Origin of the sequence: Vibrio sp. S/42/10, assembly GCF_029890535.1 — a bacterium.
In the GTDB taxonomy this organism is placed as follows: Bacteria; Pseudomonadota; Gammaproteobacteria; order Enterobacterales; family Vibrionaceae; genus Vibrio; species Vibrio cyclitrophicus.
This window is the reverse complement of the sequence record NZ_JAKMZC010000010.1, coordinates 119,055-139,482: the sequence shown is the minus strand read 5'-3', so window position 1 is coordinate 139,482 and position 20,428 is coordinate 119,055. Positions and strand designations below refer to the sequence as shown.

Here is a 20,428-nt window from a genome sequence, read left to right as displayed (position 1 = left end):
ATTAGGCATCCAATGAACAACGATAAACGCCCTCTGTATATCCCTTATGCTGGTCCTGCTTTACTAAGTACCCCTCTTCTTAACAAAGGCAGCGCATTCTCTGCTGAAGAGCGCAGTTCTTTCAACCTTGAAGGCTTGTTACCGGAAACAACCGAAACAATCCAAGAGCAAGTTGGACGTGCATACAAACAATATTGTAACTTCGAAAGTGATATGGATAAGCATATTTACCTACGTAACATCCAAGACACTAATGAAACGCTTTTTTATCGTTTAGTTCAAAACCACATCTCTGAAATGATGCCTATCATTTACACGCCAACAGTTGGCGCAGCATGTGAGAACTTCTCAAATATTTATCGTCGTGGCCGTGGTCTGTTTATCTCATACCCGAATCGCGATCGTATCGATGATCTACTGAATAATGCGACAAACCACAACGTTAAAGTTATCGTGGTTACGGACGGTGAACGCATTCTTGGTTTGGGAGACCAAGGCATCGGTGGCATGGGTATTCCAATTGGTAAGCTAGCGCTTTACACAGCTTGTGGCGGTATCAGCCCAGCTTACATGCTACCAATCGTGCTCGATGTGGGTACTAACAACCCTCAACGTCTTGCAGATCCAATGTACATGGGTTGGCGTCATCCTCGTATTACAGGTGCCGACTACGACGCATTCGTTGAAGAGTTCATCCAAGCGGTTCAACGTCGCTGGCCAGATGCATTAGTTCAGTTCGAAGATTTCGCACAAAAGAACGCAATGCCTCTACTTGAGCGTTATAAAGATCGCATCTGTTGTTTCAACGATGATATCCAAGGTACAGCAGCGGTAACGGTTGGTTCTCTACTTGCAGCATGTAAAGCAGCAAACAGCAAACTGTCAGATCAACGAATAACCTTCTTAGGTGCGGGTTCTGCAGGTTGTGGTATTGCAGAAGCGATCATCGCACAAATGGTATCTGAAGGTATCAGCGATGCACAAGCTCGCTCTCAAGTATACATGGTTGACCGTTGGGGTCTGCTACAGGAAGGCATGCAAAACTTGCTTGATTTCCAACAGCGTTTGGTTCAAACCAACGCTAACACTAAAGATTGGGAAAGTGACGGTACTGGTTTCTCTCTACTAGACGTTGTTCGCCACGCTAAACCAACCGTATTAGTTGGTGTATCTGGTGCTCCGGGTCTATTCAGCAAAGAAGTCATCAAAGAGATGAACCTTCACTGTGAGCGCCCTATTATATTCCCACTGTCGAACCCAACAAGCCGTGTTGAAGCGACACCAAACGACATTATTCGTTGGACTGATGGCCAAGCTCTTGTTGCAACAGGTAGCCCATTTGAACCAGTGGTTCACAACGGAACTACTTACCCAATTGCTCAATGTAACAACAGCTACATCTTCCCTGGTATTGGCCTTGGTGTATTGGCTGTGAACGCTTCACGTATCACCGATGAGATGCTGATGGAATCAAGCCGTGCTCTTGCTACGTGTTCTCCACTTGCCATCAATGGTTCAGGTGCGTTACTTCCACCATTGGAAGAGATTCACACCGTATCTAAGAAGATTGCTCTTGCCGTTGGTAAGAAAGCCATTGAACAAGGTGTTGCGTTAGAGATCACAGATGAAGCTCTTCAACAAGCAATTGACCAACATTTCTGGCAACCGGTTTACCGTCGCTACAAGCGTACTGCGTTCTAATAAATTGAACTGTATTCTAAATAAAGAGCGTTAACGACTCTTACTAGAGCCTCTGCCAATGCAGAGGCTTTTTTCTTTTCACTGTCTTGTCTTTTTAGCTGATTTTTCTCATTTTTATTTGGTATTATCGAGCACTCAAAAATTAATGCTCAGCCAAAGGACCATAGCGAGAGTGAAATTTGATTCTCACATTTTCCGTAGCTACTTAAAAAAAGCTTACAAAAAACTACAAGGTTTTCTGTTTGGCGCTTTCCTCGTGTTCTTAGTAGGTAGTGCTGCGGTTATTGCGATTGATTATTGGGTTTCATGGCAAGCAAAAGATCGCATCATCTACCATATCGATGATGTGCCAGAGCGCGAAGTTGCCGTTGTACTTGGTACCAGTAAATACCTAGGTAGAACACTCAACGAATACTACAAACATCGAATTGACGCTGCTATTGAGTTATTCGATCGTGAAAAAGTAGAGCAATTTCTACTGAGTGGCGATAACGCTCATCGTTCTTATAACGAACCGTGGACAATGAAACGTGACTTATTAAAAGCCGGTGTGCCCGATGAACGCATCAATCTCGATTACGCTGGTTTCAGAACTTTAGATTCAATTGTTCGCGCCAAAAAGATCTTCGATACCGATAACTTTTTAATTATCACACAGGAATTCCACTGTGAAAGAGCACTATTGATCGCAAGCTCTTACGATATTCACGCCCAATGTTTGGCAGTTTCAGGTCCGACTCACCACTCTGGAACAACCATACGTTTACGTGAAGTGTTCGCGCGAACTAAAGCGTTCCTTGATTTGTATATTATTGGTACTGCACCCAAATTCCTTGGACCTAAAGAACCAATTCAACCCAGCCCTAAGCAAGAAACACTGCCTATTCCTAGCCCTATCACAGACCCTTCAGATCCCGATGTGTAGAAACCTACACATTTTGAATTTGTTGCCTCACATTTCCCTACTGTTACACAAAAACACACCAACGCTCCTTTCTTAACTTAAGTAACATTCCCCCAACAAAGTCCGACCCTACATCAAGCTATATACCTCGTACAGAATAAGCACTACTCAATGAAGTCAGTACACCAATAAAACGAGGATAAACAAAAGGAGCGTCTTATGACGGCACTTGTTACTACACTGAAACACTGGTTGTTTACCCGCAACAGCATGATATTAATTGGTAATTTCACACTATTTGCACTCTTGCTCAACACCTTACCATTCGAAGCACAAGTGAATACGGGTTTAAGTATTCTCGTGTTCGTTGCTATTTTATGGTTAACCGAAGCGATTCACGTCAGCATCACCGCTTTGCTTGTTCCTCTATTGGCTGTCTTGTTTGGTGTGTTCAATACGCCCGCAGCACTGGCTAATTTTTCGAACCCAATCATCTTTTTATTCATGGGTGGCTTCGCACTGGCAGCCGCACTGAACAAACAGGAGTTGGATAAAGCGATTGCCGACAAAGTATTACTGATAGCAAAAGGCAGAATGTCGGTCGCCGTATTCATGTTGTTTGGTGTGAGTGCTGGTCTATCAATGTGGATCTCCAACACAGCCACCACAGCGATGATGCTTCCTCTTGTTCTTGGTATCATGAACAAAGTCGACCAAAGTGAAGACCGCAACACCTACGTGTTCGTGCTACTTGGTATTGCTTACTGTGCTTCAATCGGTGGTATTGCAACCTTGGTTGGTAGCCCACCAAACGCTATTGCGGCGGCAGAAGTTGGCCTAAGCTTCACTGAGTGGATGGCGCTTGGCCTACCAATCTCAATGATCTTGTTACCAATCGCGATGATTATTTTGTACGTCATGACTAAGCCGAAACTTGACCACAAATTCGAATTAGACCATGCCCCTGTTGAGTGGACAAACAGTAAGAAAATCACACTGTCTATCTTCCTTCTAACGGTAACGCTTTGGATATTCGGTAAACCAATCAATGCTATGATCGGCGGCTTCTCTAAGTTCGATAGCTTGGTAGCGATTGGCGCAATTGTACTACTTGGCGCTTCTAGAGCGGTTGAATGGAAAGATGTTGAGAAGACAACGGACTGGGGTGTACTTATCCTGTTCGGTGGTGGTATCTGTTTAAGTAACATTCTTAAAGCGACAGGAACGAGTGTATTCCTAGCGCACTCTCTAAGCGGATTTTTAGAAACAGCTGGTGTTCTTCTTACGATTCTAGCGGTGGTAGCGTTCGTGGTATTCCTAACGGAATTTGCGAGTAACACTGCAAGCGCAGCACTGCTTGTCCCTGTATTTGCGACTATTGCTGAAGCGCTAGGTATGTCTCCAGTTATCTTATCGGCGCTAATTGCCGTTGCCGCTTCTTGTGCTTTCATGTTGCCAGTCGCGACACCACCTAACGCAATAGTGTTTGGCTCGGGTCACATCAAGCAGAAAGAGATGATGCGAATCGGTATGGTATTAAACCTAGTTTGTATCCTAGTTCTGACATTGTTCGCTTGGATTTTCTGGTAAGCATAAACGCCTAGTTGGTGATACTCCAACTCAGATGATTACTGTTTCCCTGATACAGCCTTTCTAAAACAGCCCGCTCAACAAAATTCGCTACGAACGAGGGCGTTGAGCGGGCATCGTAAGAAAAATAAACGTTTTTACCTTTTGGTGGCTCTTCGTCACCTTTTTTGCTTTTAGAATGGTAGCCATAGCGATGCCACATACTCACTTATGGTTTTTTCACAATCGGAACAACCTCAGATTAGTGACTCAAGAACACCTGATTTCGACCCGAATGTTTCGCTTGATATAAAGCTTCATCAGCACGAGCAATAGTCTCTGTCACCCGCTCTTGCTTCATCTCGGCAAGACCAACACTGCAAGTAAGAGGGTCGCCATGAACCCATAGGTGTTGACTAACCAAAAGCCTTATTTTCTCTGCCTTTCTTTGCGCTTCTCCAGCGTCTGTCTCAGGACAAAAAACAATAAACTCTTCCCCGCCCCACCTCACCAACTTGTCGGTAGCGCTGATCGAGCTACCCACTACCATGCTAAACTCACGTAAAATATGGTCGCCCATCTGATGTCCGTACTTATCGTTCACACTTTTGAAGTAGTCAATATCGAGGTACAACATACTTAGCTTCCCATGCCCTTGCTTCACCTGTTGAGACTGCATCTTCAACCAATCACGGATCGCGTGTCGGTTAAGTATGCCTGTTAACTCATCTCGGTGAGCCATCTCTGAAAACTCAAAGTTTTGCTCTCGTAATGCACGGTTAACACTCTTAAGGTGGTGGTGCCTTTTTTCTGCAATCACCATACGCTTGCGTGAGTGATGCAATTCAGAAAGTAAAAATACAGTACCTGTGCCTACCCAAATGAACAGCAAGATTAAGAACAAACTTTCTGCTGATATATAGGATCCTTCAAATTCAATACTGCGAATAACAATTCGATGATGACCTAATTTTGCTCCAGAGGCGGTCGCAAATTCAACCATATTGACATTTGAATATTCTGGAGCCGAATGTTCTAGCGCAATATCGTTATCGGCAAGCCACCATGTCATCACCTGCAGGTTAGCAATAGGAATCTCAATCACACCGCCATCTACACCAGGTGAAAACTCCATACCATTATACTTATGCGTGTATTCGTCATCAGATACAGAGTAAGCAGGATTATAATTGCGTAGATAGGTTCTCAAACGACCGCTAGAATCCGCTTCCGCATGATAATCAATATTGACTCTGAAGGTATGGTATTGGGAAAGATCAAGGCCAGCGGTAATGTCTGGGTTGATACGAATTGACAGGCCACAATAAGGCCACGGATACTCAGACTCTTTCAATTCACAGTCGAGAATATACTGGCCATTTTTAAAAGATATTTGAGAGGTACTGATACCCCTGTCAACTTTATCGCTAGTTGCGACAAATTCATATTTATCAGGAGTAATAGCAGTTATCACACGACTCCCGCTCACACGGTAATACTGCACAATGGCAAGCGTTGTGATAACGAGAAAGATAACAATCTTATGAATCCACTTCACGTCTAAACTTCCGGCTAAGGTCCCTATAGTTGGGATTTCACGATATAAAATAAGTTAAGTAAATCAGTGATCTTCATTCCAACAACTCACTGAAAAACGTTATATCACGCCAGAACAAAATGTCATACTATATTTTTATGTGCATGTTGACTGGTAATTATTCACGCCGAGAATCAAGTAATATTGCGTATAAAAACAAACTCTATTTGTTATACTCATCGCATAATCATCGTTAACCGTAGCGCCTGCTTAAAGAGCATCCGAGTCGACGAAATAATAATCAAAATACAACGAGTAATGTCATGTCTTTATTAGCAAAAGGAACACTCAAGAAAATGAGTGCTTCGCTTGATGGTGCGGTTACCTACCGTTTACCTGTCGGTGAAGAATTTGTAGAGCTAAACCCTCTGATTGGTAAAACCATTAACCTCTCTCACACCGGTAATATTTTTTGCTGCTCGTGTGGCAAAAAAACCAAGAAAAGCTACTCGCAAGGACACTGTTTTGTGTGTATGAGAAAGCTGGCAAGTTGCGATATGTGCATCATGAAGCCAGAGACTTGCCATTACGATGAAGGCACTTGTCGTGAGCCTGAGTGGGGTGAAGCGAACTGCATGGTTGATCACTTCGTTTACCTGTCGAACACATCAAGCCTTAAAGTGGGTATCACTCGTCATACTCAAATACCTACTCGCTGGATTGACCAAGGCGCAACTCAAGGCCTGCCTATCTTGAAGGTGAAAACACGTCAGATTTCTGGCCTGATCGAAGTTGAGTTAGCAAAGCACATTGCTGACAAAACTAACTGGCGCACGCTACTCAAAGGCGACGGTGACGATATGGAATTGATAGAAAAAGCCAAAGAACTATTGCCATTGGTTGAGGATAAAATCCAAGAGATCAGAGCGAAGTTTGGTGACGATGCTATCGAGATTCTGAGCGAAAACATCACTTCATTGAGCTACCCAGTTGAACAGCACCCAGTGAAAATTGTATCGCACAACTTTGATAAGAACCCAGAGGTAACTGGTGTACTTCAAGGTATTAAAGGCCAGTACCTAATCCTAGATACTGGTGTGATTAACATTCGTAAATTTGGCTCTTACGAAGTAGAAGTTTCTGCTTAGTAAGCCAACGGTTTTATAAGCAACTGCTTTTATTAGACACTACTTTGATAAGCCAAAGCTGAGTTCATTTAAGCGGTGAAATCTAAACAACTTTGACCAGATTACACTGAACTTATCATGACGATAGAAACTAAAATGCCCTCAGCGATTGCTTAAGGGCATTTTATTATCAATACGATTCTATGCTAGCCGCCTAACTAAACCATGTTTAGTCAACATTAAGATGTGCTCACTTCTCCGCATACACAATTTTTTCCACTCGCTTTAGCTTGGTACAGAGATTGATCCGTTAAGTTCACGAGCGCATCAATGGACACTTTCCCTTCGCACGATCGGCTGTCACTGACTCCAATACTGACGCTCACATTAAATCGAACATGTTTGCTGATGTTAAACTGAGTTTGATTAAATTGCTGGCGAATTTGGTCAGATACTGCGCGTGAAATTTGAGGAGAAGCATTTGGGAGAAACACGATAAACTCTTCGCCACCCCAACGCCCTGCAACACCACCAGCTTGCTCTACATTACGCTTGGTAATACTAGCCAAAGCACAAATAACTTCATCACCTACCATATGACCGTAAGTATCATTGATCGATTTAAAGTCATCGATATCAAGTAGCATACATACAACATGATTATCGGAAGCAAGATACGCTTTCAGCCAATCGTAAATCGCTCTTCGATTGAGCAAATTGGTCATTTCATCGTAATTCGCTTGATGAAGTAACTGTTTCTCCAACATTACTTTTTGAGTCACATCTTCGAGCACCACCTGAACCGCTGGCTGACCTTTCCAAGTAATCGCATTGTCGTAAATATTGAAGAACCGGTGAACCTCGTCGAACCCTATATTTTCAACCACAGTACTAGTTCCTGACAACTCACCAGACACAATCGCTTGATAATGCTTACTGATACCATCCGTATTCTGTTTTGGTACCAATTCAAGAATCGACTCTAGCTCTAATACTTGCTCGATGGACGTGCCGCCTTGCATGTTGACCCAAGATTGATTGACCATCAACGGTTTGAAATCTCGATGAACCAAGATGCCCTGTCCTGATTGCATGATCATATCGTGATACATCTTATCTTGCTCACGCACCGCATTTTGCAACTGAATAGCAGGAGATAGATCGATAACCGTGACTTGCAGTGCAGGTCTTCCCTGCCACTCCGTAACATGGTCGATAGAAAACACTGTGAACTCTCTACCGTTACGATCAACATTGGTATAAGTATGAACCTGAGGATCTCGTTGACCACTGACCGTTTCAAGGTAGTTTTGATAGGCTAAAACATGAAATTCTTCTGATATAAGATCTAAAAAGCTATCTATATTAAGCAGTAGTTCTTCGGGTGATTGGTATCCATAAATACGCGCATAATTAGCATCAACGCTAACTACATTCATATCTTGAATAGTTATTACACCGTATGTGGATTCGAAATTTATTGACGACATTGCCCACTCCGCACTAGAGCTATACTTCGTAAATTGGAGTATAACGACATATCCTACTAGCGACTTAACACAATCTATCGCACGCCAGACACATTAATATATCAACTAGTATATCGTACTGCTTCACGCTTCTCTACAATTCAATTGCTTACACGAGACATCAAAAGCTAGCAAGAACATCAATCTTGTTACGCGTGTCAAAAAACAAAAAAAGATAACACCTATCAATGTAAACGTTTCCTTAGCCTTGCTCTCGTTTACTAAACCTGGGCCGCTGAAAGCATCAAACTCTTTTCCTTAATCGCTTTCTAACTATTCTTGCCAGTCAGAAAAGTAAGAGACGAGAAAATCGATCGCAAGCCGTGCTCTCTGTGGTAGAAAGCGACGGTTTTGGTAAACAACCCAACTGCTGGTTCCTGCTCCCCAATACTCTTCTAGTACTGGAACCAGTTTTCCATAAGCAAGAGCGCCATTGAAACTGCTTTTTGGTAGGTAGACAATGCCAAGCCCCTGTTCACATGCTTTAATCACTGCGCTTGAGTTATTGCTTCTCCAGCGACCATGCACTCGTACTGCATTAAGCGGTTTTCCATCTTTTTCAAATAGCCACTGATCACTGTTGGCAATGATGCAACTGTGTAATTTCAACTGTTCTGGGTGAACTGGTGTACCAAATTGATCAAGATAAGCTTTGCTGGCTGCTGCCGCCATTGGGCGATCAACGAGCTTTCTTGCCACCAACCCCGAATCATCCAACCGACCATATCGAATCGCGAAATCGATGCCATCTTCGATGAAGTTAACCATCTTGGTATTAAAGTTCATCTCTATAGTTAGATCTGGGTGGTCTTTGGCAAATTCCATCAACGCAGCAGCCACATGATTTTCTGCAAACGCGCCTGCGGCACTCACTCGTAATGTGCCACTTAACTGAGCTTGTTGAGAGGTCACTTGTTCATTTGCCTGTTGCAGCCCAATAACTAGATCTTTGCACTGCTGATAATAGGTGTGACCCGATTCGGTTAAGCTTACCATGCGTGTAGAACGAGCAAGCAAGGCAACACCTACCCTTTCTTCTAACCTTGAAACTTGGCGACTGACATGACTGGTACTGCAACCTAACTGCTTTGCGGCCGCAGAAAAGCCGTGACACTCTGCTACCGCAACAAACTCATTAATACCTTCAAAGCTATCCATACTTCACCTGCTTACATCTAACGAATTCACATCGACTAATTCATATCTAACTATTGCTATATAGCAATAATGTTTTGCCTATTCGGTATATTATCACTCAAATGGTTTGCTACTAGTATTACAGATAACGAAACAGCGGTATCTAAATTGAAAACTTTGGTTTTCTAAATAAAAACCACGATACCTAAAGCAAAAAAACGACGCTGAAACCAAACAAACGTGCTCAAAGGGACGAATCATGAAAAAAATACTAATACCTGTGACTAACCACGCAACACTTGGCAATACAGATCAAGCGAACGGTACTTACGCTCCTGAACTAACTCATGCTCTCAAAGAGATCATTGCTGCAGGTTTTGAATACGACATCGCTTCTATCAAGGGTGGTAAAGGTCCACTGTATGGAACCGATATTGAAGGGGATTCAGTAAACGCCGAGATCTTGGCTGATGATGACTTCCAGAACCGCATCAACAATACGATTCCTGTAAGCCAAATTAATGCAGAAAGCTACGATGCTATCTTCTACCCCGGTGGATTCGGTTTGCTTTCAGATCTAGCAACCGACGAGCAATTCGCAACCATCGCCGCTAAGCACTATGAAGATGGTGGCGTTATCTCATCAGTATGTCACGGCCCTGCAGCACTGCTTCCGATTGTCCTAAGCAACGGCGAGAAGCTATTAAGCTCTAAATCGGTGACAGGCTTTACACGTGAAGAAGAAATCGACTTTGGGACCATCAATGACATTCCATTCCTATTGGAAGAATCGCTTACTCGTAGCGCAGCGCGTTTCAACAAAGTTCAACCTTGGCATGAGCTTGTGATTGTTGATGAGCGAGTGATTACCGGTCAGAACCCAACCAGTGCGCACGCAGTAGGTGCAGCTCTGGTTAAGCTGTTGTCTTAGTTCAATCACGGGCTTAATCGAATAGCGGTTTTAGTCGTAGTAGACTTTGCTAAACAGATATAAGTTCATGAAACAAAAAGAGCAGACTTCCTACTCAATATTATTGAGAGAAGCATGCTCTTTTCTAATTTCTATAACAGCCAAAATTGTTAGCTATTGCTACGTAAAATCCCTTCAAGCACATTGAACAGTAAGTCAATCTCATCAATCGAGTTATAATGCATACATCCAATACGCACCACGCCCTGCTCTTCAATACCCAACTGCTTCACTAGCCCTAATGCATAGAAGTGTCCATTCCACACACAGATATTATGCTCGCCTAACTTCTTAGCGATGAACTCTGGAGAGTGATCTTCAAAGGTAATCGCAAATGTAGGGGTTCTCAGATTCGAATCAAACTCAGTTTTACCATAAAGTTTTGCACCTTCAAGATCGGACAAGCGTTTAAGGAAGTATTCACTGAGTTGGCTCTCATGCTTATTATACAGCGCGTAACTTTGCTCTAAACGAGAACGCAATGAATCGGCTGGATCGCCTAACTGCGCCAAGTAATCCACCGCCGCAATCACACCGGCAAGGCCTTCAAAACTTTGTGTTCCTGTTTCAAATCGACCTGGGCCGATATTGGTTGCAGGTTCAACCTTGTAAGGCTTTAAAGTATGCAGCCATTGAGGCGCAACATAAGCAATACCGACATGCGGGCCGAAGAACTTATAAGCAGAACACGCTAAGAAATCACAATTCAGTTGCTGAACATCGATCAAATGATGAGGTGCGTAATGAACGGCATCGACATATACCTGAGCGCCATGCTGATGTGCAAGCTCAATAACTTTAGCCATATCGACAATAGAACCTGTCGTGTTCGAAGCAAACGTCACCGCGACAAGCTTGGTTTTCTTATTCAGCAGCGATTCAAAATGCGCCATATCCAAACTGCAATCGGATTCGTCGACACTAACTTGGCGAACAATCGCGCCTTTGTCGTCTGCCGCTTGCTGCCAGCTCGATACATTTGAGTAATGGTCTAACGCAGTGACGATAACCTCATCGCCCTCTTTCCAATCGCGGCTGATCGCTCGGCTAAGTTGGAAGGTCAACGATGTCATGTTCGCACCGAACACCACATTGCCAGAAGACTCCGCATTGAGTAGTGCTTGGGCCGCTTCTCGCGCTTGCTGCATTAAGCTTGTGGTCTTTTGGCTAGAAAAGTAGTGCCCGCCTAGGTTTGAATTGAAATGCCCTAGGTATTCCGTCATTGAAGCTAAAACATTCTCAGGTACCTGAGACCCACCGGGACCATCGAAAAAGGTCACAGGCCTGCCGTTATGATATTGGCCTAAAGCACTAAACTGTTGGCGTACATCATTAAGAGTGAAGGACATTACGCGCATCCTTAGCCGTTAGTACAAACACATCCATATAGCCCATCTTACCGTGGTCTATGGTACGAATCGGTTGTGCGTTGTGCCAAAGCTTACTATCAGCAAGCATTGCCACCTCGCCATCGCCTAACACCTTTCTAAAGAATGGTGCTTCGTGGCTATCTTGATAAAGCATCACTTCACCACCCACGATGTTATGGCGAGTAACACCAATAATCGCGATGTGGTCAAAGCCATCTTGATGAACACCTTCTGGTGCTACTTGAGTCTCTTCAAAAATAGCGGCAATGCGAATCTGATGGATTTCGATTTCTTGCCCGTCTTCAAGTCCATTGGTCTCAATAAACAGTTCACACATTTCTTGCATGCCTTCACTGCTTAGAATCTTCGCTTCAATCGGCTCGAACTGGCGAACGACGTCACCTTGAAAGTGATTAATGTCTTCAGACTGAACAAAGTTATGTTTGTCTTGCTCAACGACTTGTCCATTACTGAATTGAACCACCGAGTATCTTCTCAATCGAAACTGGCCATCCGCATGCTCTGTGCTTGGTAGCTGAGAGAATGACGGAGACAACTCCTTAACAGCATGGTTACTGAGATGGGTAATATGTAGGGTATTTTCGTGAGCATGTAACATCATCGACTCCTTAATGATTGTTAATTTACTTTCAATATTTAACGTTTTATTTACATAAAGGATACTTGAAGATCTTGTCAAATCAACATTAAACAATCATTTATCCCGTCATATTTAATAATTCAGACATTAAATCCAATCTTAAATTAAAAAGCAGTGTATAACACCAGAATAAAAGATGACCAACTCTTAAAACTAGCACACTCCACTAGCTAGTTATAAATCCCTATAAATTTAAATTTAACGACATTATTAACTAGGAAGTGGTGTTTCATATTGTGTCAGCCCTTGCGCTCCAACAAACCAGCCTCCTGCATAAGTTCAGGTATCACGCTCGCCACCATCCATTTCTATGCTTTTGCACAGCGAAATACGACTTACCTATCAGTCACCAAGCTATTGATTATTTACACAACAAACTGAAATTGGTTAATTTATGAGTACGCCAGAAACCAAACGCCTTTGCTTGCGCGTCTGGAACAGGTCGAGTTCGGGGGGAACTCGGCCGCCCTCAAATAGAGTGCTTTCTAATAAAACCTACAATTATAAATGATGCGTTTATTTGGAATATGATGGTCTGCCTTTATGTCCTAACTTAGAATTCGTTAAAAATAGGCGACTATAAAGATTGGGAATGTTCTACACAAAACAGATGAGAGGGTAAGCAAGCTTGAAAGGTTGGTTGCTAAAAGAGCCACCTTTGGTGACATTTACACCAAAAATCAAAACGAAAATAAGTTAACTAGACTTAAAACGATTCACTTAGAAAATAGGGAATTTAGCTAACACTCAATTTCACTGGACTGATTTTTAAAACCGTTCTTCGAGCGCTTCTGCTGGTACATTCGCTGGTCAGCTAAGCTCAAACACTCAGAAAAATTGACACATTCAAAACTAGATGCGCTTCCAAAACTGAGGCCAGACTGAGGCCAATCAGCACTGCGAATTTGCTCTTCCACCTGAGTCACTCTAAGCTCAATCTGAGAATAGAGAGCCTCAACTTGTTTCTCTTTATCCACTTTCAACAACCAGATAAATTCGTCGCCACCAGCTCGATAAACCATTCCAAGGTCTGTAAATTTTTCTCGCATCATGCGGCTGGTGTATTCTAAAAAGCGATCCCCTTCATCATGACCATAAGTATCATTAATCGATTTAAGGCCATCACAATCGATGAAAACGATACAATAGGAATGATGTACTAATTGTTTACTGGCATCATTAAAATCCAGCCGGTTTCCAAGCCCCGTTAAACTATCCACCCTCGACTGGATATAGGTTTTCTGATGTTGATGTTGTTGAATCCGCAACCATTCAGTCAGTGACAATAAAATGCAGGCACAATCTATTGCTAATGCAACAACAACGATAACTTCTGTCGATCTCTGAGTCGGCAATGGTGCAAAATGCGCAAAAATGTAATACACCAAAGCCGTGCCATAACAAAGACCACCGATCAAATAATATTTAGCGACAAAGTTTCGTTGATAAACCATCAATACGCCAGTCACTATCATTGTCGGCACCCAGATTGCCGCAATCAAATGGGACATAACAAAAGTCAACGAAAACGGGGCAAAGACATTAATAAACCCGATAATGACACACAGCCAACTAAAGGCCTGAAAGGTAAGATTAATACGAATAAAATGCTGCGGAAATCCAAACAATAATCTTGTGTAATAGCAAGAAAAAGCAACCGCAAACGGAAACAATACCATTCCAAAATAAACTGGGTTCCAGCTTTGGCTTGGTAATAAGTACCCCCAAGCGCCTGAAGCGGCGAACCATCCCAGGCCATGTAGCCCAACATAACCAGCACAAGCCAGTGTGACTGGATGTTTAGTTTGAAAGTAACAAAAAAGAGCGAAAACTCCCAACGTTAGCATGACAGTAATAGAAGCTAATGTGAGCGTATTGTTGCGGAAAACGTGAATATAAAATAGATATTCAGGTTGAAGAGTGAAGTTAACTGCCTTTGGAAATTTCTTTGCTTCCAAGTAGAGCCAAAGTGTTCCAGATTCCTCCGCATTCAATATTAACGGGAAGCTTTGCCTATGCAGATGCAAGATACTCTTGTTACTTAATTGGCCAAAATCAAGTATTCGCCTTACTTGACCATTTGTTGATTGCCAGTAACCCCAACCTTGATCCAAATAGTTTGCACGGAGTGTAACTATTTGTTGTGACGACTTGATATCGGAGTTGGCCAAATCAACTCTCAACCCAAACGCCCCTTCACCACCAAATATCGTTTCAATCCTTGGAGAGGATTCAATGTGTTTTTTTAATATGGGAAAATCGACTGGATCAGATAACAAAGGCATTTCATACCATCTTACAGCTTCATTAGCTAACACAGATTGTTCCCCGCTGACCTGCAGCGGAGAAGCAAAAACCGAATTCAGGCACACAATAAACACATTGATAAAAAGGATTAGAATCTGCATAGAGTTCAAATAATTCCGCGCAATATATAAATATCAATAATAACACATACAAAAAAATAACAACTGAGAAACACTCAACAGTTCAAGTATTAACCAACATTACACCTGTTTGTAATCATGCCGTTCATACTAAAAGTGCGTCTTGTGGTCGCTTATCTGCACGCTAATTTTGATGAGTTCTTACAGCGTCTTTTAACGCAAACTTTTTAAAATAAAACATAGGATTCAGGTTCTCTTGTTTTTCTACTCATCAATGTATACGCAAAAAAGTAAATACTGCTATAGAAACACCATGATCAAGAAGACCCTAAAAGTGAGCAATATGCATAGCTGTTTGCAAGAGCACTTTCCTTGACTTATCGCTATTGATCTAAGACACAGGATTACAAGACCATCATTTAGTTCGGTTATGTTCTAACGTATAACGATTAATTACACTTCTACCCTTGTTTAACCTTTTATTGCCTCCATATTTTCCATACAATCCTAATCGATTATAAATAAAAACAAATTCAATTTCGGAGTCCTCATGAGCGACGTAAAGCACTGTAATTTATTGATTCTTGGTTCTGGCCCTGCTGGCTATACAGCTGCAGTTTACGCTGCTCGTGCAAACCTAAACCCAGTACTTGTTACCGGTATGCAGCAAGGTGGTCAGCTTACAACCACAACAGAAGTGGAAAACTGGCCGGGTGATGCTGAAGGTTTAACGGGTCCAGCACTGATGGATCGCATGAAAGAGCACGCAGAGCGCTTTGAAACAGAGATCCTGTTTGACCACATTAACGAAGTAGACCTATCTAACCGCCCTTTCCGTCTTAAAGGCGATTCAGGCGAGTACACGTGTGATGCGTTGATCATCTCAACGGGTGCATCAGCTAAGTACCTAGGTTTAGATTCTGAAGAAGCATTCAAAGGCCGTGGCGTTTCTGCTTGTGCTACGTGTGATGGTTTCTTCTACCGCAACCAGAAAGTAGCGGTTGTTGGTGGTGGTAACACCGCTGTTGAAGAAGCACTTTACCTATCTAACATCGCGTCTGAAGTTCACTTAGTTCACCGTCGTGACACGTTCCGCGCTGAAAAGATCCTAGTGAAACGTTTAATGGACAAAGTAGAGAACGGCAACATTGTTCTTCACACTGATCGCACGCTAGACGAAGTTCTAGGCGACGACATGGGCGTAACGGGCGTTCGTATTAAAGATACTCAGTCTGATAAAACAGAAGAGATCGAAGTAATGGGCGCATTCATTGCTATCGGTCACCAACCAAACACTGAAATCTTCAAAGGCCAAGTCGACATGAAAGATGATTACATCATCGTACAGTCTGGTCTTGAAGGTAACGCAACACAAACCAGCATCCCAGGCGTGTTCGCTGCAGGTGATGTAATGGACCACAACTACCGCCAAGCAATCACTTCTGCTGGTACAGGTTGTATGGCTGCACTGGATGCTGAACGCTTCCTAGATGGCCTTAACGATAAGTAAATCTGAGATTGCAGATTTAAATATCGAAGCCCTCACCTCAATAGATGCAGGGCGTCATCACATTTTGTTGTAAATCCCTAGAGCCCAGCGGTATATCCACTGGGCTTTCTTTTGTATACTAGCCGCCCTCAACAAATAATAATTATCATTAAGCCTTCATAATGGATAAGAAAAAACAACGCAGCTTGAACAAGTGGCTTAAGCAACAGAGTAAGTTAGCGAAACGCTGGCTTATGATTGCGATTGGCCTTGGCGTACTTTCAAGCGTGTTTTTAATTGCTCAAGCAGCTCTTCTCGCCTCTATTCTTCATCAGCTGATCATCGAGAATGTCGATAAATCTGAACTGGTTGGTCATTTCGCAGGCTTGGCACTATCGGTCGTTGGCCGTGCAGGCTGTACATGGGGTCGTGAAATCGCCGGCTATCGCTGTGGTGAGCAGATCCGTATCTACATTAGGCAGCTCATTCTCGATAAGTTACGCGAACTTGGTCCTGCCTACATCAAAGGCAAACCTGCGGGTACGTGGGCAACCCTGTTGCTAGAACAAGTAGAAGACATGCAAGACTTCTTCTCTCGTTATCTACCTCAGATGTCTCTGTCGGTAATGATTCCATTCATTATTTTGGTTGTGGTGTTTCCAGTAAACTGGGCAGCTGGATTGATCTTTTTGCTTACGGCTCCACTGGTGCCGATGTTCATGGCACTTGTTGGTATGAAAGCAGCCGATGCCAACCGTAAAAACTTCAAAGCGCTTCAGCGTCTTTCTGGTCACTTTTACGACCGTTTGCAGTCAATGACAACCATCCGTCTATTTGATCGCACCAACGCTGAAACAGAAGTACTCAAAGGTGCATCTGAAGTGTTTAGAACGCGTACCATGGATGTGTTGAAAATCGCTTTCTTGTCTTCTGCTGTACTTGAGTTCTTCACGTCGATCTCTATCGCGATGACGGCGGTTTACTTTGGTTTCACCTACATCGGTGAGCTGAACTTTGGCCACTACGGCGTCGGCATTACGCTATTCGCTGGTTTGTTTATCCTTATCTTGGCGCCAGAGTTTTACCAACCTCTGCGTGACTTAGGTACTTTCTACCATGCGAAGCAACAAGCGGTTGGCGCTGCGGAAAGTATTGTCGAGTTCTTAGAAACAGACATCACTAAGGTTAAATCAGGCGACACTCAACTCGATCAGGCTCAAGGCATCAATATTGAAGCTCAAGCTCTAAAAGTGTTAAGCCCTGAAGGTGTTCAATTGGTTGGCCCTATCTCGTTTGCACTTAACACTCGACAGTCGACTGCGTTAGTTGGCCCAAGTGGGGCGGGTAAAACAAGTTTGATCAACGCTATTCTTGGTTTCATGCCTTATGAAGGAAGCTTGAAAATCAATGGCATTGAATTGCGTGACCTAGACTTAGCCTCTTGGCGTAAGACGATTAGCTGGGTTGGTCAAAACCCGTTGCTACTGCACGGTACAATTCGTGACAACGTCACTCTAGGTAAGCTCGATATCACTGACCAAGTTGTCGAGAATGCGCTTGAGCAGTCTTTTGCTAACGAGTTCGTTAGCGAGCATGGCTTAGATTATATGATCTCTGATCGCTCTGGCGGCCTGTCTGTTGGTCAATCTCAACGTTTGGCTCTGGCTCGCGCCATGATTCAAGACGGTCAGTTCTGGTTGTTAGATGAACCAACAGCTAGCCTAGATACTCGTAGCGAACAGTTAGTAATGAAAGGCATCAATAGCAATATTGAAAGCCGCACAGCCCTGCTTGTAACGCACCAACTTGCCCCTCTTAAATCAGTCGATAATATTCTGGTTATGCGCGATGGTGGTCTGGTTGAACAAGGTCATTACTCTCAGCTATCGACTGCGGGTGGTTTGTTCGAAAAGATGCTTAACGCGAACTTAGCTCAACAAGATAATAAGGGTAATTTAGATGCGTGATTTACTGCCTTACCTGAAACTCTATAAAAAGCATTGGTTTGGCCTATCGCTAGGCATGCTATTAGCTTTTGCTACTCTTTCGGCTTCTATCGGCTTGTTAACGCTATCAGGCTGGTTCATTTCAGCTTCTGCGGTTGCAGGCCTTACGATTGCACGTGAGACCTTCAACTACATGCTACCGGGCGGCGGCGTACGTGGTTTGGCAATGAGCCGTACTGCGGGTCGTTGGGGTGAACGTGTTGTCAGCCACAATGCCACATTCAAATTGTTAACTGATTTACGTATCTTCTTCTTCAAGAAGCTAGCTCCGCTGATCCCAGGCCGTATTTCGAACCTTCGTGATGCTGACCTTCTCAACCGTTTGGTTGCTGATGTCGATGCAATGGACCACGTTTACTTGCGCTTAGTAAGCCCAGTGACGGTTGGTGTGTTCGGGATCTTCTTCCTTACTATTTTCTTGATGTGGTTCGATAGCTCACTAGGTTTGATCTTGGGTTCTATCCTTCTGATCATGCTGTTAGTTTGGCCAATCTTGTTTTACAAGCTAGGTAAACGTAACGGCGGTGAACTGACACAAAACAAAGCAGATCTTCGTGTTACCACTCTGGATTGGATTGAAGGCTACAGCGAACTAACTCTGTTTGGTGCTGAAGAGCGTTACCGCAATGCGATTCTAGAAACGCAGCAGAAGCTGATGGCGAATCAGTTTGTGAATGCTAACCTAACTGGTATGGCGTCAGCAGCACTGATGCTGTTCAACGGTTTGACGTTGGTTCTTATGCTTTGGCTTGCGGCTGATGGCGTGGGTGGTAATGCACCAGACCCGTTCATCGCGCTAATGGCATTCGCAACCATGGCAAGTTTTGAGCTATTAATGCCAATTGCAGGCGCGTTCCAGCATTTAGGTCAAACTCTTTCTTCTGCTCGTCGTTTGAACGAAGTGATTCTGTCTGAGCCTGAAGTTCAGTTTGCTGAAGAGAAGCTCGACATCAACAAGCCACTTGATATTACGTTCTCAAACGTGACGTTCAACTACCCTGATTCTGAGCGCAGTGTTCTGAACGCTGTCGACCTAACAATTCCTGCAACGCACAAGGTTGCGATTGTGGGCCAAACAGGTTCTGGTAAGTCGACTTTGATTCAGCTGCTGACTCGCTACTGGGATCCTAAAAAAGGCGACATCTCAATCGCGGGAGTTGAACTGACGCAGTGGAATGAATCACAGCTTCGTGAATCAATCAGTGTAGTAAGCCAACGTGTCGACATTCTCAATGGTACTTTGCGTGACAACTTGTTGATTGCAAGACCAGAAGCAACCGATGATCACTTAGCGAACATCCTTAAAGACGTTGGTCTAGAAAAGCTGCTTGAGAACAACGCGCATGATAGCTGGTTAGGTGATGGTGGTCGTCAACTGTCTGGCGGTGAGAAGCGCCGCATTGGCATCGCACGTGCCATTCTTCATGATGCTCCTATCCTGCTTTTAGATGAGCCGACAGAAGGCTTAGATAAGCAAACCGAGCAAAGCATCATGACTCTTTTCGAGAAGCACTTCGAAGGCAAGACGGTTATCTTCATCACGCACCGTTTGATTGGTCTGGAATCGATGGATTCTATCGTTCTGATTGAACAAGGCGAGATTGTTGAAAACGGCTCTCATGAGAAACTGTTAAACGAAGCAGGACGTTATTTCCAACTGCGTCAGGCAATCTAGCGCCTTCATCAGTTATAAAGATAACCGTTCAAAGCCCGAGTTTATGCTCGGGCTTTTTTGTGTCTTTAATTATTCTGAGCTACACCCTTCTTCAATCAAGTTTAACCCGTCACTTCCACTTCCAATAGGTGGCTGACCTTGATGTAAAAAAGAAAATAGCTTAACAACGACAAGCTAGAGCCCCTGCGATGGTGAAATTTATGGAGCACTGCTTTCCTACTAGCGCGGCCCTCAAAACTAAGTTCCCAGGTTATCCAAACAACTAATTAGGGTTCATAACTCTAACTAGAACGCACAAAAAAGCCGAATGTGATAATCACATTCGGCTTTTTGATAACGTTATCGCGAATTATTCGCTAGTCGTTT

14 protein-coding genes are annotated in these 20,428 nt (G+C 43.5%); 8 read left to right on the top strand and 6 right to left on the bottom strand.

The features are described 5' to 3' along the window. Positions 1 to 12: 12 nt before the first annotated feature. The 3 genes from L8S15_RS12875 to L8S15_RS12865 all read left to right on the top strand — a co-directional run bounded on the left by L8S15_RS12875 (position 13) and on the right by L8S15_RS12865 (position 4,195). Entirely contained in the window at positions 13 to 1,701 is a 1,689-nt protein-coding gene (locus L8S15_RS12875; protein WP_010438217.1) for an NAD-dependent malic enzyme, read from the top strand. Positions 1,702 to 1,873: 172 nt separating this feature from the next. After that, positions 1,874 to 2,626, top strand: a complete 753-nt coding sequence (locus L8S15_RS12870; RefSeq protein ID WP_010438215.1) for an ElyC/SanA/YdcF family protein — start codon at positions 1,874 to 1,876, stop codon at positions 2,624 to 2,626. A gap of 198 nt (positions 2,627 to 2,824) precedes the next feature. Continuing rightward, positions 2,825 to 4,195: a DASS family sodium-coupled anion symporter gene (locus L8S15_RS12865; protein ID WP_010438212.1), complete on the top strand. Its 1,371-nt coding sequence runs from the start codon at positions 2,825 to 2,827 to the stop codon at positions 4,193 to 4,195. A gap of 241 nt (positions 4,196 to 4,436) precedes the next feature. Here L8S15_RS12865 and L8S15_RS12860 read toward each other — a convergent pair whose 3' ends face one another. Continuing rightward, on the bottom strand, positions 4,437 to 5,732 hold the full coding sequence (locus tag L8S15_RS12860; RefSeq protein WP_010438209.1) for a GGDEF domain-containing protein: 1,296 nt from the start codon (positions 5,730 to 5,732) through the stop codon (positions 4,437 to 4,439). 302 nt (positions 5,733 to 6,034) lie between these two features. Between L8S15_RS12860 and L8S15_RS12855 the strand changes: the two genes are divergently transcribed. Continuing rightward, a complete protein-coding gene (locus L8S15_RS12855; RefSeq protein WP_010438207.1) occupies positions 6,035 to 6,859 on the top strand; it encodes a DUF2797 domain-containing protein in 825 nt (274 codons plus the stop codon). Positions 6,860 to 7,077: 218 nt separating this feature from the next. Here the strand turns inward: L8S15_RS12855 and L8S15_RS12850 are convergent, their stop codons facing one another. Further along, the gene (locus tag L8S15_RS12850) at positions 7,078 to 8,277 is read right to left on the bottom strand and encodes a GGDEF domain-containing protein (protein WP_016783896.1); all 1,200 of its coding nucleotides are present in this window, start codon (positions 8,275 to 8,277) and stop codon (positions 7,078 to 7,080) included. Between the two features lie 363 nt (positions 8,278 to 8,640). After that, on the bottom strand, positions 8,641 to 9,525 hold the full coding sequence (locus L8S15_RS12845; RefSeq protein WP_280573413.1) for a LysR family transcriptional regulator: 885 nt from the start codon (positions 9,523 to 9,525) through the stop codon (positions 8,641 to 8,643). Between the two features lie 238 nt (positions 9,526 to 9,763). Here L8S15_RS12845 and L8S15_RS12840 point away from each other — a divergent pair, with 238 nt between their 5' ends. Further along, entirely contained in the window at positions 9,764 to 10,435 is a 672-nt protein-coding gene (locus tag L8S15_RS12840) for a type 1 glutamine amidotransferase domain-containing protein (RefSeq protein ID WP_010438200.1), read from the top strand. A 149-nt stretch (positions 10,436 to 10,584) separates the two neighbouring features. Here the strand turns inward: L8S15_RS12840 and L8S15_RS12835 are convergent, their stop codons facing one another. The 3 genes from L8S15_RS12835 to L8S15_RS12825 form a co-directional block, all read right to left on the bottom strand. Further along, a complete protein-coding gene (locus tag L8S15_RS12835; protein ID WP_016783894.1) occupies positions 10,585 to 11,823 on the bottom strand; it encodes a cysteine desulfurase-like protein in 1,239 nt (412 codons plus the stop codon). Further along, positions 11,807 to 12,463, bottom strand: coding sequence for a 2OG-Fe dioxygenase family protein (locus L8S15_RS12830; protein WP_016768359.1), 657 nt, complete (start codon positions 12,461 to 12,463; stop codon positions 11,807 to 11,809). The genes L8S15_RS12835 and L8S15_RS12830 overlap by 17 nt, the downstream gene beginning before the upstream one ends. Before the next feature lie 782 nt (positions 12,464 to 13,245). Continuing rightward, positions 13,246 to 14,913 (bottom strand): diguanylate cyclase, encoded by a 1,668-nt coding sequence (locus L8S15_RS12825; RefSeq protein ID WP_016797515.1) that lies wholly within the window; start codon positions 14,911 to 14,913, stop codon positions 13,246 to 13,248. A 529-nt stretch (positions 14,914 to 15,442) separates the two neighbouring features. Here L8S15_RS12825 and trxB point away from each other — a divergent pair. From trxB to cydC, 3 genes are all read left to right on the top strand, one after another. After that, positions 15,443 to 16,402 carry a thioredoxin-disulfide reductase gene (gene trxB / locus L8S15_RS12820; protein ID WP_010438193.1) on the top strand — a complete coding sequence of 320 codons (960 nt, stop codon included), beginning with the start codon at positions 15,443 to 15,445 and terminating at the stop codon, positions 16,400 to 16,402. A gap of 161 nt (positions 16,403 to 16,563) precedes the next feature. Further along, positions 16,564 to 18,348: a cysteine/glutathione ABC transporter permease/ATP-binding protein CydD gene (gene cydD, locus L8S15_RS12815; protein ID WP_016768362.1), complete on the top strand. Its 1,785-nt coding sequence runs from the start codon at positions 16,564 to 16,566 to the stop codon at positions 18,346 to 18,348. Next, positions 18,341 to 20,062 (top strand): cysteine/glutathione ABC transporter ATP-binding protein/permease CydC, encoded by a 1,722-nt coding sequence (cydC, locus tag L8S15_RS12810; RefSeq protein WP_280573407.1) that lies wholly within the window; start codon positions 18,341 to 18,343, stop codon positions 20,060 to 20,062. Before cydD ends, cydC begins: the two co-directional genes overlap by 8 nt. The last annotated feature ends 366 nt before the right edge of the window (positions 20,063 to 20,428 follow it).

What these genes read in the sequence shown, in the direction of transcription:
- cydC (WP_280573407.1), top strand. Translation starts at nt 18,341, where the DNA reads ATGCGTGATTTACTGCCTTACCTGAAACTCTATAAAAAGCATTGGTTT.
- L8S15_RS12875 (WP_010438217.1), top strand. Translation starts at nt 13, where the DNA reads ATGAACAACGATAAACGCCCTCTGTATATCCCTTATGCTGGTCCTGCT.
- L8S15_RS12845 (WP_280573413.1), bottom strand. Translation starts at nt 9,525, where the DNA reads ATGGATAGCTTTGAAGGTATTAATGAGTTTGTTGCGGTAGCAGAGTGT.
- L8S15_RS12850 (WP_016783896.1), bottom strand. Translation starts at nt 8,277, where the DNA reads ATGAATGTAGTTAGCGTTGATGCTAATTATGCGCGTATTTATGGATAC.
- L8S15_RS12825 (WP_016797515.1), bottom strand. Translation starts at nt 14,913, where the DNA reads ATGCAGATTCTAATCCTTTTTATCAATGTGTTTATTGTGTGCCTGAAT.
- L8S15_RS12835 (WP_016783894.1), bottom strand. Translation starts at nt 11,823, where the DNA reads ATGTCCTTCACTCTTAATGATGTACGCCAACAGTTTAGTGCTTTAGGC.
- trxB (WP_010438193.1), top strand. Translation starts at nt 15,443, where the DNA reads ATGAGCGACGTAAAGCACTGTAATTTATTGATTCTTGGTTCTGGCCCT.
- L8S15_RS12855 (WP_010438207.1), top strand. Translation starts at nt 6,035, where the DNA reads ATGTCTTTATTAGCAAAAGGAACACTCAAGAAAATGAGTGCTTCGCTT.
- L8S15_RS12830 (WP_016768359.1), bottom strand. Translation starts at nt 12,463, where the DNA reads ATGTTACATGCTCACGAAAATACCCTACATATTACCCATCTCAGTAAC.
- cydD (WP_016768362.1), top strand. Translation starts at nt 16,564, where the DNA reads ATGGATAAGAAAAAACAACGCAGCTTGAACAAGTGGCTTAAGCAACAG.
- L8S15_RS12840 (WP_010438200.1), top strand. Translation starts at nt 9,764, where the DNA reads ATGAAAAAAATACTAATACCTGTGACTAACCACGCAACACTTGGCAAT.
- L8S15_RS12865 (WP_010438212.1), top strand. Translation starts at nt 2,825, where the DNA reads ATGACGGCACTTGTTACTACACTGAAACACTGGTTGTTTACCCGCAAC.